The organism is Desulfarculaceae bacterium (assembly GCA_020444545.1).
Lineage (GTDB): Bacteria > Desulfobacterota > Desulfarculia > Desulfarculales > Desulfarculaceae > Desulfoferula.
Window position 1 is genome coordinate 127,503 of record JAHLKT010000008.1, and the last position, 15,240, is coordinate 142,742.

18 protein-coding genes are annotated in these 15,240 nt (G+C 66.1%); 6 read left to right on the forward strand and 12 right to left on the reverse strand.

The window, feature by feature from the left end; translation table 11 throughout:
* Positions 1–149: 149 nt before the first annotated feature.
* On the forward strand, positions 150–650 hold the full coding sequence (locus KQH53_19365) for a hypothetical protein (GenBank protein MCB2228842.1): 501 nt from the start codon (positions 150–152) through the stop codon (positions 648–650).
* A 515-nt stretch (positions 651–1,165) separates the two neighbouring features.
* On the opposite strand, the gene KQH53_19370 is transcribed toward KQH53_19365, so the two are convergent.
* From KQH53_19370 to KQH53_19425, 12 genes are all read right to left on the reverse strand, one after another.
* A complete protein-coding gene (locus tag KQH53_19370; protein MCB2228843.1) occupies positions 1,166–1,657 on the reverse strand; it encodes a hypothetical protein in 492 nt (163 codons plus the stop codon).
* Between the two features lie 24 nt (positions 1,658–1,681).
* On the reverse strand, positions 1,682–2,965 hold the full coding sequence (hemA, locus tag KQH53_19375; protein MCB2228844.1) for a glutamyl-tRNA reductase: 1,284 nt from the start codon (positions 2,963–2,965) through the stop codon (positions 1,682–1,684).
* The gene (ccsB, locus tag KQH53_19380) at positions 2,962–3,807 is read right to left on the reverse strand and encodes a c-type cytochrome biogenesis protein CcsB (GenBank protein ID MCB2228845.1); all 846 of its coding nucleotides are present in this window, start codon (positions 3,805–3,807) and stop codon (positions 2,962–2,964) included. The genes hemA and ccsB overlap by 4 nt, the downstream gene beginning before the upstream one ends.
* Positions 3,804–4,499 (reverse strand): bifunctional precorrin-2 dehydrogenase/sirohydrochlorin ferrochelatase, encoded by a 696-nt coding sequence (locus KQH53_19385; GenBank protein MCB2228846.1) that lies wholly within the window; start codon positions 4,497–4,499, stop codon positions 3,804–3,806. The genes ccsB and KQH53_19385 overlap by 4 nt, the downstream gene beginning before the upstream one ends.
* 120 nt (positions 4,500–4,619) lie before the next feature.
* A complete protein-coding gene (locus KQH53_19390; protein MCB2228847.1) occupies positions 4,620–5,228 on the reverse strand; it encodes a cytidylate kinase-like family protein in 609 nt (202 codons plus the stop codon).
* A gap of 7 nt (positions 5,229–5,235) precedes the next feature.
* Entirely contained in the window at positions 5,236–5,814 is a 579-nt protein-coding gene (locus KQH53_19395; GenBank protein ID MCB2228848.1) for an ATP synthase F0 subunit B, read from the reverse strand.
* Entirely contained in the window at positions 5,811–6,239 is a 429-nt protein-coding gene (locus KQH53_19400) for an ATP synthase F0 subunit B (GenBank protein MCB2228849.1), read from the reverse strand. Before KQH53_19400 ends, KQH53_19395 begins: the two co-directional genes overlap by 4 nt.
* Positions 6,240–6,258: 19 nt before the next feature.
* Positions 6,259–6,507 (reverse strand): ATP synthase F0 subunit C, encoded by a 249-nt coding sequence (gene atpE, locus KQH53_19405; protein ID MCB2228850.1) that lies wholly within the window; start codon positions 6,505–6,507, stop codon positions 6,259–6,261.
* 57 nt (positions 6,508–6,564) lie between these two features.
* A complete protein-coding gene (locus KQH53_19410; protein MCB2228851.1) occupies positions 6,565–7,785 on the reverse strand; it encodes a hypothetical protein in 1,221 nt (406 codons plus the stop codon).
* A 10-nt stretch (positions 7,786–7,795) separates the two neighbouring features.
* A complete protein-coding gene (gene atpB, locus KQH53_19415) occupies positions 7,796–8,467 on the reverse strand; it encodes a F0F1 ATP synthase subunit A (protein ID MCB2228852.1) in 672 nt (223 codons plus the stop codon).
* A 4-nt stretch (positions 8,468–8,471) separates the two neighbouring features.
* On the reverse strand, positions 8,472–8,849 hold the full coding sequence (locus KQH53_19420; GenBank protein MCB2228853.1) for an ATP synthase subunit I: 378 nt from the start codon (positions 8,847–8,849) through the stop codon (positions 8,472–8,474).
* Between the two features lie 13 nt (positions 8,850–8,862).
* The gene (locus tag KQH53_19425; GenBank protein ID MCB2228854.1) at positions 8,863–9,078 is read right to left on the reverse strand and encodes an AtpZ/AtpI family protein; all 216 of its coding nucleotides are present in this window, start codon (positions 9,076–9,078) and stop codon (positions 8,863–8,865) included.
* A gap of 339 nt (positions 9,079–9,417) precedes the next feature.
* Here KQH53_19425 and KQH53_19430 point away from each other — a divergent pair, with 339 nt between their 5' ends.
* From KQH53_19430 to ilvN, 5 genes are all read left to right on the forward strand, one after another.
* Positions 9,418–9,630, forward strand: coding sequence for a dodecin family protein (locus KQH53_19430; GenBank protein ID MCB2228855.1), 213 nt, complete (start codon positions 9,418–9,420; stop codon positions 9,628–9,630).
* A gap of 93 nt (positions 9,631–9,723) precedes the next feature.
* Positions 9,724–10,539: a 50S ribosomal protein L11 methyltransferase gene (locus KQH53_19435; GenBank protein ID MCB2228856.1), complete on the forward strand. Its 816-nt coding sequence runs from the start codon at positions 9,724–9,726 to the stop codon at positions 10,537–10,539.
* 525 nt (positions 10,540–11,064) lie between these two features.
* Entirely contained in the window at positions 11,065–12,741 is a 1,677-nt protein-coding gene (ilvD, locus tag KQH53_19440; GenBank protein MCB2228857.1) for a dihydroxy-acid dehydratase, read from the forward strand.
* A gap of 130 nt (positions 12,742–12,871) precedes the next feature.
* On the forward strand, positions 12,872–14,626 hold the full coding sequence (gene ilvB / locus KQH53_19445) for a biosynthetic-type acetolactate synthase large subunit (protein MCB2228858.1): 1,755 nt from the start codon (positions 12,872–12,874) through the stop codon (positions 14,624–14,626).
* Entirely contained in the window at positions 14,619–15,212 is a 594-nt protein-coding gene (ilvN, locus tag KQH53_19450) for an acetolactate synthase small subunit (protein MCB2228859.1), read from the forward strand. Before ilvB ends, ilvN begins: the two co-directional genes overlap by 8 nt.
* Positions 15,213–15,240 lie beyond the last annotated feature (28 nt).

Below are 15,240 nucleotides of genomic sequence, written 5' to 3' on the forward strand. Positions count from 1 at the left end.
CCTTAAATCTAAGGCCACGTGGCTTTTGCTTCAAGCCGGGGCCGCCGAAAGACGGGTTTGGCCCCGCCCCCCAGTTGCCCCTTCAACCCCGGGCATCGCCTGGACTATAATGGGGCATCACGCGAGCCAAAGCCGTTTGGGAGACCCGCATGGATTTCAAATTGAAGTTCGTCTGGCTGGGCAAGCTGTCCTTGCTGGCGCTCTGCCTGCTGCTGGCCGGCGACCTGCTCCTGTTCTGCCACTTCCCCATGCATCTCTACGCCATGTACCTGGGGCTGGCCCTGTGCCTGGTGGTGCCCTATTTCCTGGCCCGCTGGCGCCAGGCCCGCATAGAGGGTCGCCGCGCCGGGCCCCATGTGTACCGCATCCTGCTGGCCACTCTCGCCGGCTTCATCCTGTCCCTGGCCTGGTCCATCGCCTACTTCAACTACGAGGGGGCCTTTGCCGGCCTGGACCCGGAGATGCTCTCCCCCCGCTTGTTGGGGGTGTTCGTGTCCAACTACGCGGTCAAGGCGGCCATGCTGGTGTTGACCCTCATCTGCCTGTCCGACGCCCTGCAACGGGGCAAGGGCAGCGGCGGCAAGCCGGAGCCCTGCGAGATGCCCGAGGAGCCGGAGGAGCCGGAGGTGGCGGAGGAGCCGGAAAGCTGAGGCCTGGGGGAATTTCTTGCCGCGCCACAGGCGCGTCGCCGGATAGCATAGCTATCGGGGGCAGCAGAAAATCAACCTAATCCTGGGGCGGGAGCGATCCTGCCCCGTTTTTATGGGGGCATCGGGCAGGGGCAAACCCCGCCCCTACATTGGCCTGGCCGCTCTGCCAGCGCTTCTTCATTCTTTTCTTCGGTTCATTCTCCCCATACCCCCCACCGTCGGGGTCGCCCCGGGGCCGGCATCTCCGCGCACCGGCTCGGCCTGCCTCCGGCCAGCCTCTGTAAAATTTCTCTCCCCCGCCTCCGCTTGCTCTGATCCGCGACCCCGCCTCGCCAGCGAGCGCCCCTCCCCACCAACCACCCTTATGCCGGCCCAGGGTGATCCCGACAAAAAACGCCTTTTTCTTTTCTCTCTTCTATCTATCTTCTATGCGAAATAGGTGTGGTTGGGGTTCGCACCGCTCTGCTTTTTTCTGGAAAGGATCGGAAATCAGGGAAGGTTACAGGGGGCCGGAATTAAATTTTATTGATTAAAGCCCCTACAGCAGAACCCAGGATATTTTGGGTCCAAGGACTATTCATTACGCTTTTTATTTTATTTAATAACTTGCTCTTGTCCTCTTCCGGGATGGCATGGTTACCTTCAATGGTACGCGCAACAATTTGAAACAAATCACCAACAGAAACATTTAAGTTTGTTTGGTTCGCGTTGTCTCCTATCGCCAAATTTTGTGCTTGCTGAACATTGATGGAGTATTTATTCCTTTGTTGCCTTTGTGGTTCCTTTTTCGCCTGACTCAAAGCGAGTCGCCCGTTGGGAAGAAGGGAAACTCCCCCGTCGGCGTCAAGTTCAACACTGCCTTCATTAAACAACAAGAATGATGCATCGTTAACTGTCTGTATATCTATCCCTAGTTCGTTGCTGATTTCTTCGGATCCAACCACAGCAAAGCTCTCTCTCGTAGCCAGCATCGCCAAAATTTTAAGCTTCACACTTAAAATATCCATTTTATCCTCCCAACTGGCAACGCCCTAGCTGTCCCCATTTTCCTCGATATTGAATATACGTCTAACTAGAGCTAACTGTTCTCTCCTGGTGTCCTCGCTCTTGTCGTGGCTGGCGTGCTTTACGAACATGATGGGGTCGTGGATGAGCTTCTTGACCAGGGCCAAGGTGAGGCGATCCAGGGCGGCGGCCTGCTCCGGGTCGCTGATGCCCAGGTCCTTGAGGGTGCGGCTCAGCTCGGCGGCGCGAATACCCTCGGCCTTGGCGCTCAGGGCGCTGATGGTGGGCACCGCTTCCAGGCCCTTGAGCCAGGCCATGAACTTGACCACCTCCTGGGCCACGATGCTCTCGGCCTCCCCGGCGGCCTCGGCCCGGGAGGCCTTGCCCGCCTCCACCACCGAGCTCAGATCGTCGATGTCGTAGAGGTAGCAGCCGTCCAGCTCGCCCACCGCGGGCTCCACGTCGCGGGGCACCGCGATGTCGATGAAGAACAGGGGCCGCCCGCGCCGTTTTTTAAGGGCCGAGCGGGCCATCTCCAGGGTGATCACCGGCAGCATGGAGCCGGTACTGGCGATCACGATGTCCACCTGGCCCAGGAGCTTGGGCATGTCCTTGAGCTCCAGGGCCTCGCCGCCAAAGGGCCGGGCCAGCTCCACCGCCCGCTCCAGGGTGCGGTTGGCCACCAGAACCCGGCCCGCGCCCTGGCCCACCAGGTGCTCCAGGGCCAGCTCGGCCATCTCCCCGGCCCCCACCACCATCACCGCGAGGCCCTCCAGGGAGTCGAAGATCTTTTTGGCCAGCTCCACCGCCGCGAAGGAGATGGACACCGCCGCCCCGCCGATGTTGGTTTCCGAACGCACCCGCTTGGCCACCTGGAAGGTCTTGTGCAGCAGGCGGTTCAGGACCGCGCGGCTGGTCCCGGCCATGGCCGCCGTGCGGTAGGCCTCTTTTATCTGGCCCAGAATCTGGGGCTCGCCCACCACCAGGGAGTCCAGGCTGGAGGCCACCCGGTAGAGATGGCGCACCGCGTCGGTGTCCTGGTGGGTGTAGAGATGGGGCGCGATCTCCTCGGCGGCCACCCCCCGGCCGTGGGCCAGCCAGCGGGCCACCTCGCCGGGGTCGGCGTCTTCGTCCATCACCGCCAGGGCCTCCACCCGGTTGCAGGTGGAGACCAAAAAGGCCTCGCGCACCCCGGGCAGGGCCGCGCAGCGCTCCAGCTCGCCGCCCACCGCCTCGGGCGGCGGGGCCAGACACTCGCGCACCTTGAGCGGCGCGCTCTTGTGGCTCAGGCCCACCAGAACGAGCTTCACGGCGTGGTCCCCCCGAAGCCCGCCAGGGAGGCGAAACTATGGTAGCTGGGGAACAGCAGGCCCGCGCCCAGGAAGGTGAAGACCAAGGCCGCGAAGGCGATCAGGGCCAGCCAGGCCCCCCGGCGGCCGCGCCAGCCCTGCACCAAGCGGGTGTGCAGCAGGGCGGCGTACAACAGCCAGGTGATCAGGGCCCAGACTTCCTTGGGGTCCCAGCGCCAGTAGGAGCCCAGGGTTATCTGGGCGTAGACCGCGCCGGTGATCAGGCCGATGGTCATGAGCAGAAAGCCCGCCACCAGGCTGGTGTGGCTCAGTGAATCCAGGCGGCCCAGGCTGGGCAGGCGCTGGAAGGCCGGGCCCAGCTTCTTGGCGCGCAGGGCGTGATCCTGCACCAAATAGAGCACCCCGCCCAGGAAGGTGAGGGCCAACAGGCCGTAGCCCGCCATGATGGAGAGCACGTGCAGCACGATCCACAGGCTCTTGAAGGCCGAGCTGGTCACGCCCTCCACCTTGGGCAGCACCGAGGCGGCCAGGAGCATCAGGGCGCAGAGCGGCCCGGCCACCGCGCCCATGATCTTCATCTCCAGGCGCAGGTTGATCACCAGGGCCGCGCCCATGATGGCCCAGGAGAACAGGTCCAGGGACTGGCGCAGGTTGGCCGCGGGCAAGACCCCGCTCGATATCCAGGCGGCGGCCAGGGCCGCGCTGTGCAGGCCGAAGCCGACCCACAGCAGGGCCAGGCCCATGCGGTAAAGCCCATGGCGTTGCTTGAACAGATAGCCCATGGAGACCAGGCCGCCGAAGACATAGGCGGCCAGGGTGGCCCAGTGCAAGGCGGTGCTCACTCGTCGGACCTCCCTTCCGAAGCCAGGCCCTCCGGGCCCAGGCCCAGCTCAGCCAGGCTGAAGCCCGGCCCCAGCTCGCGGGCCAGAAGCGCCTCCACCCCCACGGCGTCGCCCCCCGCCACCAGATCGAACAGCTCCGAGTCCACCAGCTTGTAGAACACCGGGCGGTTTTCCACGGCCGGACGGCCCAGGGCGGTGAGGCGGGCGCGGCAGGCCCTGAGCAGGGCCAGGTAGGGACCCCACTCGGGGCCGAAGTCTTTTTGCAGACGCTGGCGCAGGCGGCGGGCGGCGGCCGGCGAGGCCCCCCCGGTGCTCACCGCCACGGTAAGCTCGCCCCGGCGCACCACCGCCGGCACGATAAAGGAGCACAGGGGCGGCACGTCCACCACGTTGACGAAGACCCGCGCCTCTTCGGCGGCGGCGGCCACGGCGCGGTTGAGCGTCTCGTCGTCGGTGGCACAGACCACCAGCCAGGCGCCAGCCAGGTCTTGGGGCATGAAGCCGCGCTCAATGAACTCCACCTTTGGCCCCTGGGCCAGCTCGCGGGCCTCTGGGGTCAGACGGGGCGAAACCAGGCGCACCCGCGCCCCGGCCTCCAACAGGGAGACCAGCTTGCGCGTGGCCACCTGGCCGCCGCCCACCAGGAGCACCAGGCGGCCGTCAAGGTCCAGCAGGGCGGGATAATAGGTCAAAAGGCTACTCCCCTAAAACGTCTCCGGCCAAGCATAACACCTGACCGGCCCTGGGGAAAGGCAAGCGAAAGGGGCCTCCCGCGCGGGAAGCCCCTTGAAAGCCGTCGGAAAGGGCCCCTTTTACAGGGCGGCCTTGACGATGGACACCGCCTTGTCGAACTGGAAGTCCAGGGTGGCCATGTTGATAACCAGCGAGTAGGCCGTGGCGTCGTCCCAGGAGCGCTTGAAGAAGTGCTTCACGAAGCCCGAGCTGATGCGGTCCTGCCGCTCGCACTCGGACTGGGCGTCGCGGCTGTCGCAGCGGTCCAGACCGGCGCAGCGCCGGGCGCGGGCCTCCAGGGGAGCCACGGTGCGGAAGTGGCGCACCTCCGGCGCGTCGGCCAGGATGTACTGGCTGCCCCATCCCACGATGATCGCGTCGCCTTCCTGGGCCACGCCCAGGATGAGCTCCTTGACCGCCTTTTGGTAGCTGGTGTCGTCCAGGGCCGCCTCGGGCTTCTGGGCGATGCGCCGGACGGTGTGCAAAAACACATCGTCCACCCACTTGAACAGGTGGTTGTCCTCGCCGCGCCGCATGAGCTCGGCTTCGCCTTCGCTCATGTCCAGGCGCTTGGCCAGCTCGGCCAAGACGCCGCGGCCCACCAGGCTGTAGCCCAGCTCGTCGGCCAACCTCTGCGCCAGGGCCTGGCCGCCGGAGGCATATTCCTTGCTGATGGTGATGACGGCCATGGCCTGTTTACCCCTTGGCTGCGGCGTTGGCGGTGAACTCGTCCAACAGGCGCTTCTGGTCGGCGACCTGCACCGCCGCCTTGAGCTTTTCCTCGGCCAGTTCGGCGGCCAGGCCGACGATCTCCCGGGCCAGCTTGCGCTTGGCGTCGGCGAGGTTCATCTCCGCCTGGAGCTTGGCCCGGTCCACGATCATCTCGGACTCGGACTGGGCTTCCTCCACCATCCGGGCGCGCTCGCGCTCGGCGCTTTGGGCCAGGATGTTCTCGAACTCCTCGAGCTCGGCGGCCATGCCCGCGGTCTTTTCCTCGATGACCTTGAGCTGGGCCTCGGCCTCGGCCTTGGCCTTGTTGACCTCTTCCAACTCGGCGGCCACCTGGGCCTTCTGGCTGCTGAAGAAGTCCTTCAAAGGCTTCTTGGCCATCTTGACGATGAGGAAAGCCAGGACCAGGAAGTTGATTATTTTCCAGCCCCAGTCCCAATAGACCTTCCAGGCCGGCGGAGCGGCCGCTTGGGAGGCCAGGGCCGGTTCGGCGGCCAAAAGGAGCGCCGCCAAAAGCGCCAGGGCTGTCAGATGGATGGCTTTCACGAGACCTCCCTGCCCAGCACGCGGCTGGCCATGGTGGTGGCCACCGCCTCGGCTTGGGCGCGTATCTCGCCCTGGGCCTGAGCCATCTCGGCCTGAATGCCGGCCACCAGCTTGTCCGTCTCGACCCGGGCTTTGGCCTGGGCCTCGTCGATCACCCGGCGGGCGTCTTCCTCGGCCTTGCGCCGCACCTCTTCGAGACGGTCGCGCACTTGTTGACGGCCCTGTCCCAACTGCCGCTGGTACTGGCTCTGGCTCTCGGCCGCCTGGTCCTTGAGGGCCACCGCTTCCGCAATGCCCCCCTTGAGGGTGACCGAGCGCTCTTCGATCATCTTGGCCAGTGGCTTATACATTATCTTGTTAAGGATAAAGATAAGCACCAGCAGATTGACGATCTGCACCAGCAGCGTGGCGTTGATACTGATCATGGGCCCGACCTCCTCCGGCCTAGACCACGAAGATCAACAGCAGCGCCACCACCAGGGAGTAGATGCCGGTGGACTCGGACACTGCCTGACCTACCAGCATGGTGCGGGTCAACAGGCCCGCTTCCTTGGGGTTGCGGCCGATGGCCTCGCAGGCCTTGCCCGCCGCGAAACCCTCGCCCACGCCGGGGCCGATGGCGCCCAGGCCCATGGCGATGCCCGCGCCCATCAAGGCGGCCGCTCTCACCAGATCCGCGCCTTCAATGGCCATTTCTCAATTCCTCCAATGATGAACAATTCCCAGGGGCTCCTTGTGGAACCCGTGCGGTTAAATCACAAACAGAAGCAGTAGAGCCACGATCAGCGAGTAGATGCCCGTGGACTCGCTGACCGCCTGACCCACCAGCATCACCCGGGTAAGGAGCACGCTGACCCCTTCCGCGTTGCGGGCGATGCGGTTGACTGTGTAGGCCGCGGCCAGACCCTCGCCCACCCCCGGTCCGATGCCGCCGAAGCCCATGCAGATGCCGGCCGACAGAGGCGCCACCCAGGCCACCATGGTCTCGGAGGCCTCGCGGGGGATGAACAGAAGGATCAGGCTGACCAAAAATCCGTAGATGACCGTGGACTGGGCCACCGTCTGGCCGATGAGCATGGTGGTGGTCACCGGGCCCGAGGATTCGGGCACCCGGGCGATGCCCGCTGCCGCTTCCTGGGCGGTGAAACCGTTGCCGATGCCGGGGCCGATGGCCGATAGGCCGGTGGACAGGCCCGCGCCCAGCAGGGCGGCCCAGGTGGGCCAGGGCGGGCTGTTGGACCAGTCCACGAACATGAGCATGAAGGCCACCACCATGCCGAAGATCGCCGGGGTCTGGCTGACCGCCGAGCCGATGAGCATGTTGGTGCGGATGGAGGTGGCCGCCGCCGGCTGGCGGGCCATGCCCGCGGTGGCGCTGCCGGCGGGCATACCCGAGCCCACGCCCGAGCCGATCGCCGCCAGGCCCACGGAAAGGCCGGCGCCCATGACCGCCGCCCAGCCGGGCCACAGGGGCTGGGCCGACCAGTCGATGAACATGAGCATGAAGGCCACCACCATGCCGAAGATCGCCGGGGTCTGGCTGACCGCCGAGCCGATGAGCATGTTAGTGGTCAGGGCCCCCTGGGTGGGGGGGTTGTCGGCGATGCCCACGCAGGCCTCGGCCGCCGGGAAACCGCCGCCGGCGCCCGAGCCGATGGCGCTGAGGCCCATGGCCAGGCCGGAGGCCAGCAGGGACCAGGCCTCGATCATGGGGGCGCCCTCGACGTTCATGAAGGCCAGGAGCATGGCGATGACCAGGGCAAAGATGCCCGCGCTCTCCGCCACCGCCTGGCCGATGAGCATGTTCTTGAGGATGGCCCCGCTCATGGCGGGGTTCCTGCCGATGGCCCGGGAGGCGTTGCCCGCGGCGTAGCCCTCGCCCAGGGCGGCGCCGATGGCGCCGAAGCCCACCGAGAATCCGGCCCCCAAGAAGGCTGCGGCCTGTACCCAAGTTTCCGTGCTAAAGGCCATGAAGCGATTCCTACTTGGTCTGAACCGAAATGTAGACCAGGGTCAGCATGGTGAACACGAAGGCCTGAATCGTCCCCACGAACAGCCCGAAGAAGGCGTTCAAGGCCGGCGGCAGAATCAGGCTGTAGACCAGGTCGCTCACCACCAGGATGATGATCGAGCCGCCCATGATGTTGCCGTAGAGACGGAAGGAGATTGAGACCACCTTGGACAGCTCACCGATGATGTTCAGCGGGGCCATGAAGAACATGGGCTGAACGTACTCGTTGAGGTAGGCCTTGAGGCCCTTGGTCTTAATGCCGGCGTAGTGGGCGATGAAAAAGCCCAGGATGCCGTAGGCCAAGGGGGTGTTGAGGTCCTTGGTCGGTTCGCTGAGCCCCGGGATGACCCCCAACATGTTGCTGAGCCAGATGAACAGGAACACGGTGATGATCAGGGGGAAGTAATGCCGGTTGTTTTCGTCCAGGGCGTCGTCGACCAGGCCCTTGAAGGCGCTGACCATCACCTCGCCCAAGGTCTGCCAGGGGCCGGGGAGGAAAGCCAGCTTTCGGGTGGACATGAGGCCGAAGGCGATTATCACGCCCATCACGATCCAGGACATGATCAGCGTCTCGGAGTTGAACTCCAAGCGGTATCCGCCCAGGGACAGGTACCAATGCGGTATGTTGGTCAGCTCGTTCACGGCGCTATTTGCTCTCGCTAGGGGAACCCACCAGACGCCCGCCCAGGAAGCGGTCGCTTAGAAGGGTGAACTGAACCATGAAAAGTCCCGCCGCGACGGCCAAGGGGGCCACCCGGGCGGGCATGGACAGAGCCACGGCCAGGGCCGCGGCCATCAGGCCGAAGCGCAGGGCCACCGAAACCACGGTGAAGGCCTGGCCCCGGCGGCGGGCCGGATCCAGGGCCCGGGGCAGCAGCCAAGCCATTACCAGGAAGTTGGCCACCGAGGCCACCGCTCCCAGGGCGACGCCCCGGGCCCAGGGGGCCTGGCCGACCAGGACGAGCACCAGGGCCGCGCCCACGGCGAACAACAGGGCCCGGGTGATCACCTGTTTGATGAACACCCCATTAGGACCCTCAGTCTTTGTCGCCGTCGGGTTCACCTTGATTGTCGTCCTCGGGGTTCAACCCCAACTCCGAGATCTGGCGGTAGACGGTATAGCCCCCTCCCGCTATGCCCAGCAGAATGAAGACCACCATTAAGATCTTCTTGGCGCCAAGCCATTCGCCCAGCCAGTAGCCCACGAATAGGCAGAACAACACCGACCCGGCGAAGGTCAGGCCCACCTGCATTACCAGCGCCAGGTGGTCCCATACGGCTCTTGGCGGCCTGCTGAACATTCCTGCCCGCTCCGGAGATTAATAAAAATCGGTTTAGCGGGCTGACTAGGCGTTTATAGACCCGGTGCCGGTGAGTGTCAAGAACAAAGTGCAATATGGCACAAACCGGTTCGGCGGCCCGCAAATTGCTGAAAAAACATTTCACCTTGTCCATGCAATTATCCCTATGATAGCCTATTGTGGGCTACTGGCGCGGCCGGTTTTTTCCCGCGTCCGGTCCCCACCCCATACCGGTAGACATGGTTCCGTGTGTTCAGCGGAGTGAACTTTTCCGCGAGAGGGAGGTTATTCATGGGAGAGAAACGTGTTGCGCGAGTGACCGAGATCGTGGCCGCCAGCCCGGTGAGCTTCGACGACGCCATCAAGGTCGGTTTTGAGCGGGCAACCCGCACCCTGCGGGGAATCACCGGCATGAAGGTCATCGAAATGCGCGTTTCGGTGGCGGAAAATCAGATCTCCGAGTACCGGGTACGCCTGGAAGTGATTTTCGTCCTGGAGGCCTAGGCCGCCCGGGACCCTTCCGGTAATCAATTCGAAACAGCCAGGGGCTTCCCGCCGGATGACGGGGAGCCCCTGCCGCCCCATGCGCCCCCCATTATGGCCCGTCCACCTTACGACCAACTATATATATACGAGCTGACCGGCGACGCCCGCGACCGGGCCCACGGCCTGGGGCCCGACTATCTGGGCCTGTGGCAGGAGGACGAGACCAGCTTTTTGTTCTTCTCGGCCCCGGCGGAGAGGGAGCTGGAAAGTCTATTGGATGGCGAGGGTTTGGCCCTTCGGCAGCTGCACCGCCTGAGCTACGACGAGTGGCAGGGCGGCCTGGACCTGGAGCCCATGCTGGTGGGCGACCTATTCTTCTGCCCGGCCTGGGCTCCGGAGGCGGCCCCGCCCGGGGCGCGGCGCTTGCTCATCGACCCGGGCCTGGTCTTCGGCTCGGGCCTGCACCCCACCACCCGCCATTGCCTGGAGCTACTCCACCTGCGCCGCCAGGAAGGCCCCTTGGGCCGCGTGCTGGATCTGGGCTGCGGCACGGGCATATTGGCCCTGGCCGCCGTGGCCTGGGGAGCAAGCGAGGTGGTGGCCGTGGATCTGAACCCCCTGTGCGTAACCACCACCCAGAACAACGCTGATATCAACGGCTTGGCCATGAAGGTGGCCGAGGGACCGGCCGGGGATTTTCTGGACGCGCCCGCCGGGCTGGTCTTGGCCAACCTGCCTTGGGCGGTGCAGCGGGGGCTTTGGGAGCCGCCGCGCGACCTGAGCGGCTTTCCCGAGCTGATCGTCTCCGGGGTGATGCGCTCCCAGGTGGGCCCGCTGTCCGATCTGTTGTTCAGCCGAGGATACAAAATCCTTCAGCGCCGCGAGGCGGATTTCACCTGGTTCAGTCTGTGGGCCCGGCGGGATTAGGGCCCCGCACGCGCCCTTGGCCCCGGACAATCGACCGCTATTTTTTCTGGGAAAAATTCTCCGAACAAGACACTCCAAAACGGCTCGCATGTTCAGTTAGAGGCGGTTCCGGCCCCCCGATCTGAGCGCCCGTTCGGGAGAAATTTGCATAACTATGCCGTTACAGGCGCAAAAAAGCGTTTGAATGCGTTGACAACCCCCCTGAGTGGTGGTACCAACAATACACCGACTCAACGGAGGACCAGCCATGAGGCGAAAATCAAACCCCAGCCCGACGCGCAGTTCCGCGTCCCACGCTCCCTTCCGCTCCGCCTCCCTGCTTAGCGCCATCCTCGGCGTACTCTTGTTGGTATCCTCGGTAATTATTCTGCCCCTGTAGGGGCCGCAAACACTCTCAGCTCACAACCTGACTGAATGAAGCGGCCCCGGGGCCGCGCAGCCGATTTTTGTTCGGCGCGCATTCCCGGCCGCATCGCCCCCCACGGACCCCGAGGCCTTGGGCGAGGCTCTAGGAAAGAAAAAAAGATGAAGCAGCGCAGCGATCAAATGAGAAAAGGCGCCTCCCGCGCGCCCCAGCGTTCCCTGCTCCGGGCCCTGGGCCACCGGGACGAGGACATGGACAAGCCCCTGGTGGGCATCGCCAACTCCTACAACACCGTGGTGCCCGGCCACATGCACCTGGACCGCCTGGCCAAGCTGGCCGCCGACGGGGTGCGCGCCGCCGGGGGACAGCCCATGGAGTTCAACACCATCGGCATCTGCGACGGCCTGGCCATGGGCCACGCCGGCATGCACGCCAGCCTCCCCTCCCGCGAGGTGGTGGCCGACAGCGTGGAGTTGATGGCCAACGCCCACAGCTTCGACGCTCTGGTGCTCATCGCCTCCTGCGACAAGATCGTGCCCGGCATGCTCATGGCCGCCGCCCGCCTGGACATCCCGGCGGTGATGCTCACCGGCGGGCCCATGGCCGCAGGCAAGCACCAGGGCGAGCAGGTGGACCTGATCAGCGTGTTCGAGGGCGTGGCCCGGGTGCACTCGGGCCAGTGGAGCGCCGAGCAGCTGCACGCCCTGGAGTGCGCCGCCTGCCCCGGCCCCGGCTCCTGCGCGGGCATGTTCACGGCCAACACCATGGCCTGCCTGGCCGAGGCCCTGGGCCTGGCCCTGCCCGGCGGGGCCACCGCCCTGGCCCAGAGCCCCCACCGGGCCGAGCTGGCCGAGGCCAGCGGCCGCGCGGCGGTGGAGGTCCTGAGGCGCGGGCTGAAGCCCTCGGACATCCTTACTGACGCCGCCTTTGCCAACGCCTGCCGGGTGGACCTGGCCCTGGGCGGCAGCACCAACACCTGCCTGCACCTGCCGGCCATCGCCCACGAGGCGCGGGCAAACTTCGGCCTGGCCGACTTCGACCGCCTAAGCAAACAGACCCCGCACCTGTGCAAGCTCTCCCCGGCCGGGGAGCACCACATGGAGCACCTGGACGCGGCCGGCGGCGTGGGCGCGGTGATGAAGGCCCTGGAGCCCATGCTGGACACCACCTGCGCGGCGGTGGGCGGCCAGAGCATCGCCGACTACCTGAGCGCCGGTCTCTCCGACTACGAGGCCCTGGGCCGCCGGGTGATCAACACCCTGGAGGCTCCGCTCAGCCAAGAGGGCGGCATCGCGGTCTTGCGCGGCAACCTGGCCCCGGACGGCGGCGTGGTCAAGGCGGCGGCGGTGGCCGAGCAGATGAAGGTTTTCTCCGGACCGGCCCGCTGCTTCGATCGCGAAGAGGACGCCGTGGCCGCCTACGAAGCGGATGTGATCCAGCCCGGCGAGGTGATCGTGGTGCGCTACGAGGGGCCCGCCGGCGGCCCGGGCATGCGCGAGATGTTGGCCTTGACCTCGTTGGTATCCGGCGGCCCCTTGGACGGCAAGGTGGCCCTGGTAACCGACGGCCGCTTCTCCGGCGGCAGCCGGGGCGCGGCCATCGGCCACCTCTCGCCCGAGGCGGCCTCGGGCGGCGCGTTGGGCTTGGTGATGGACGGCGACGTGATCGCCATCGACATCCCGGCCCGCAAGATCGAACTACAGGTGGACGAGGCCGAACTGGCCGCCCGGCGCAAGGACTGGCAACGGCCCGCGCCCAAGTTCACCCGGGGCGCCCTGGCCCGCTACGCTTCCCTGGTGGGCAGCGCGGCGGCCGGCGCCGTGCTCAAAGGCAACTAGAGGTTTAATCATGACACCGCTCAAGCAAGCAACCGTCCTGGCGGCGGACAATCAACTTTCCCGTATGCTCAATCAGGAGATGGGCGAGGCCCCCCAGCAGGCGGCCGCCCCCCAACCGGGAGAAAAGACCATGAACGCTCCTACCCAGACCACCGGCACCCCGGACTACACCGGCGCGGACGCGGTGGTGGCCTGCCTCAAGCACCAGGGCGTGGAGGTCATCTTCGGCATGACCGGCGGCTCGATCATGCCGGTCTACGACGCCCTTTTCCGCGACGGCGAGATCAAGCACGTCATCGTGGGCCATGAGCAGGGCGCCGCCCACATGGCCGAGGGCTATGCCCGGGCCACCGGCAAGGTGGGGGTGGTGATGACCACCTCCGGCCCCGGGGCCACCAACCTGGTCACCGGCCTGGCCGACGCCTTCATGGACTCCACTCCCATGGTGGCCATCACCGGCCAGGTGACCAGCAACCTGCTGGGCAACGACGCCTTCCAGGAGGCGGACATGCGGGGCATCACCATGCCCATCACCAAGCACAACTACCAGGTCTCCAGCGTGGAGGAGCTGCCCACCGTCTTTGCCGAGGCCTTTTTCGTGGCCCTGTCCGGCCGCCCGGGCCCGGTGCTCATCGACGTGCCCAAGGACGTGATGACCCAGACCTGCGGCCAGCTGCTGGCCGCGCCCAGCGCGCCCACCGGCTACAAGCCCCCCTACCGGGGCAACCCCCGCCAGATCATCCGGGCCCTCAAGGTGATCCAGGCGGCCCAGCGCCCGGTGATCCTGGCCGGCGGCGGCATCATCACCGCCGGGGCCGATGCGGAGCTCAAGGAGTTCGCCGAGGCCACCGGCATCCCGGTGACCACCAGCCTCATGGGCCTGGGCGCCTTCCCGGCCGGGCACGAGCTTTTCCTAGGCATGCCCGGCATGCACGGCACCGGCTACGCCAACCTGGCGCTCAACCGTTCGGACCTGATCATCTGCGTGGGCAGCCGCCTGGACGACCGCATCACCGGCAAGCTGGAGCAGTTCGCGCCCGGAGCCCAGTTCATCCACGTGGACGTGGACGCCAGTGAGATCGGCAAGAACCTGCCCTGCCTGGTGCCCATCGTGGGCGACGCCAAGCCGGTGCTCAAGGACCTGGCCAGCGGCGCGGCGGAGTGGGAGACCAAGCCTGACTACAGCGAGTGGCGGGCCCAGATCGAGGACTGGAAGGAGCGCTACCACATGTGCTTCGCCTCCAAGAGCTCGGCCATGGCCCCCCAGGCGGTGGTGGAGCTCCTGGGCGACATGCTCGACGAGGACACCGTGGTGGTCACCGGCGTGGGCCAGCACCAGATGTACACCGCCCAGTTCTATCCCTTCCAGAAGCCCCGCACCCTGATCACCAGCGGCGGCCTGGGCACCATGGGCTACGGCCTGCCCGCGGCCATGGGGGCCAAGCTGGGCCGCCCGGAGGCCGAGGTGGTGCTCATCGACGGCGACGGCAGCTTCCTGATGAACATCCAGGAGCTGGCCACGGCGGTGCGCTACCGGGTGGGCGTGGTGGCCATCATCCTGAACAACAACTACCTGGGCATGGTGCGCCAGTGGCAGGAGCTTTTCCTGGACAAGCGCCAGGCCGAGACCGAGCTGCAGCCCCCGCCCTACGCCAAGGTGGCCGAGGCCTTCGGCGGCCTGGGGCGCGCGGTCACCAGCCCCGAGGAGCTGGTGCCGGCCATCGAGTGGGCCCGCAAGGAAGCTCGCGAAAAGCGCCTGCCCGTGGTGCTGGACGTGTCGGTGGAGCGGGAGGCCCTGGTGCTGCCCATGGTCCCCGGCGGCGCGGCCAACGTTGATTTCATCCCCTGCCCCGGGCAGGTCAACGAGGACAAGGACAATGGTTAATCTCAGCCCCATATCGGTTCTGGTGCGCAACGAGACCGGCGTCCTGGCCCGGGTCTCGGGGCTCTTCGCCCGGCGCGGCTTCAACATCCACTCCCTGGCCGTGGGCGAGACCGACGACCCCAAGGTCAGCCGCATCTCGGTGGTGGTGGCCGGCGAGGCGCCCATCATCGAGCAGGTGGTCAAGCAGCTGAGGCGCCTGGTGAGCGTGGTCAAGGTCAGCGACCTCACCGGCCGCCCCCGGGTGGAGCGCGGCCTGGCGCTCATCAAGGTGAAGGCATCGCCCGAGCATCGCGGCGAGCTGCTGCAGCTGGTGAACATCTTTCGGGCCCGGGTGGACCACGTGGACAACGAGAGCCTGATCCTGGAGGTGACCGGCAACCGCGAGAAGCTGGAGGCCTTCATCGACATTCTGAGGCCCCACGGCATCCAGGAGATGGCCCGCACCGGCCAGATCGCCATGGCCCGGGGCAAAGGCCCCATGGCCGACGCCTGGGCCACCCTGGGCGAGGACTTCGAGGAACCGGAAGGAACCTACAACATCAGCCGGGCCGCTTCGCGCCTGGCCGAAGAACTTACCAACGAATAGCCATCAACCGCTTTTTTGCCATATACGG

Coding starts and splice junctions, on each gene's coding strand:
- KQH53_19365 (MCB2228842.1), top strand. CDS start 150: ATGGATTTCAAATTGAAGTTCGTCTGGCTGGGCAAGCTGTCCTTGCTG.
- KQH53_19370 (MCB2228843.1), bottom strand. CDS start 1,657: ATGGATATTTTAAGTGTGAAGCTTAAAATTTTGGCGATGCTGGCTACG.
- KQH53_19390 (MCB2228847.1), bottom strand. CDS start 5,228: ATGGCCGTCATCACCATCAGCAAGGAATATGCCTCCGGCGGCCAGGCC.
- KQH53_19400 (MCB2228849.1), bottom strand. CDS start 6,239: ATGATCAGTATCAACGCCACGCTGCTGGTGCAGATCGTCAATCTGCTG.
- atpE (MCB2228850.1), bottom strand. CDS start 6,507: ATGGCCATTGAAGGCGCGGATCTGGTGAGAGCGGCCGCCTTGATGGGC.
- KQH53_19410 (MCB2228851.1), bottom strand. CDS start 7,785: ATGGCCTTTAGCACGGAAACTTGGGTACAGGCCGCAGCCTTCTTGGGG.
- KQH53_19425 (MCB2228854.1), bottom strand. CDS start 9,078: ATGCAGGTGGGCCTGACCTTCGCCGGGTCGGTGTTGTTCTGCCTATTC.
- KQH53_19430 (MCB2228855.1), top strand. CDS start 9,418: ATGGGAGAGAAACGTGTTGCGCGAGTGACCGAGATCGTGGCCGCCAGC.
- KQH53_19435 (MCB2228856.1), top strand. CDS start 9,724: ATGGCCCGTCCACCTTACGACCAACTATATATATACGAGCTGACCGGC.
- ilvD (MCB2228857.1), top strand. CDS start 11,065: ATGAAGCAGCGCAGCGATCAAATGAGAAAAGGCGCCTCCCGCGCGCCC.
- ilvB (MCB2228858.1), top strand. CDS start 12,872: ATGAACGCTCCTACCCAGACCACCGGCACCCCGGACTACACCGGCGCG.
- ilvN (MCB2228859.1), top strand. CDS start 14,619: ATGGTTAATCTCAGCCCCATATCGGTTCTGGTGCGCAACGAGACCGGC.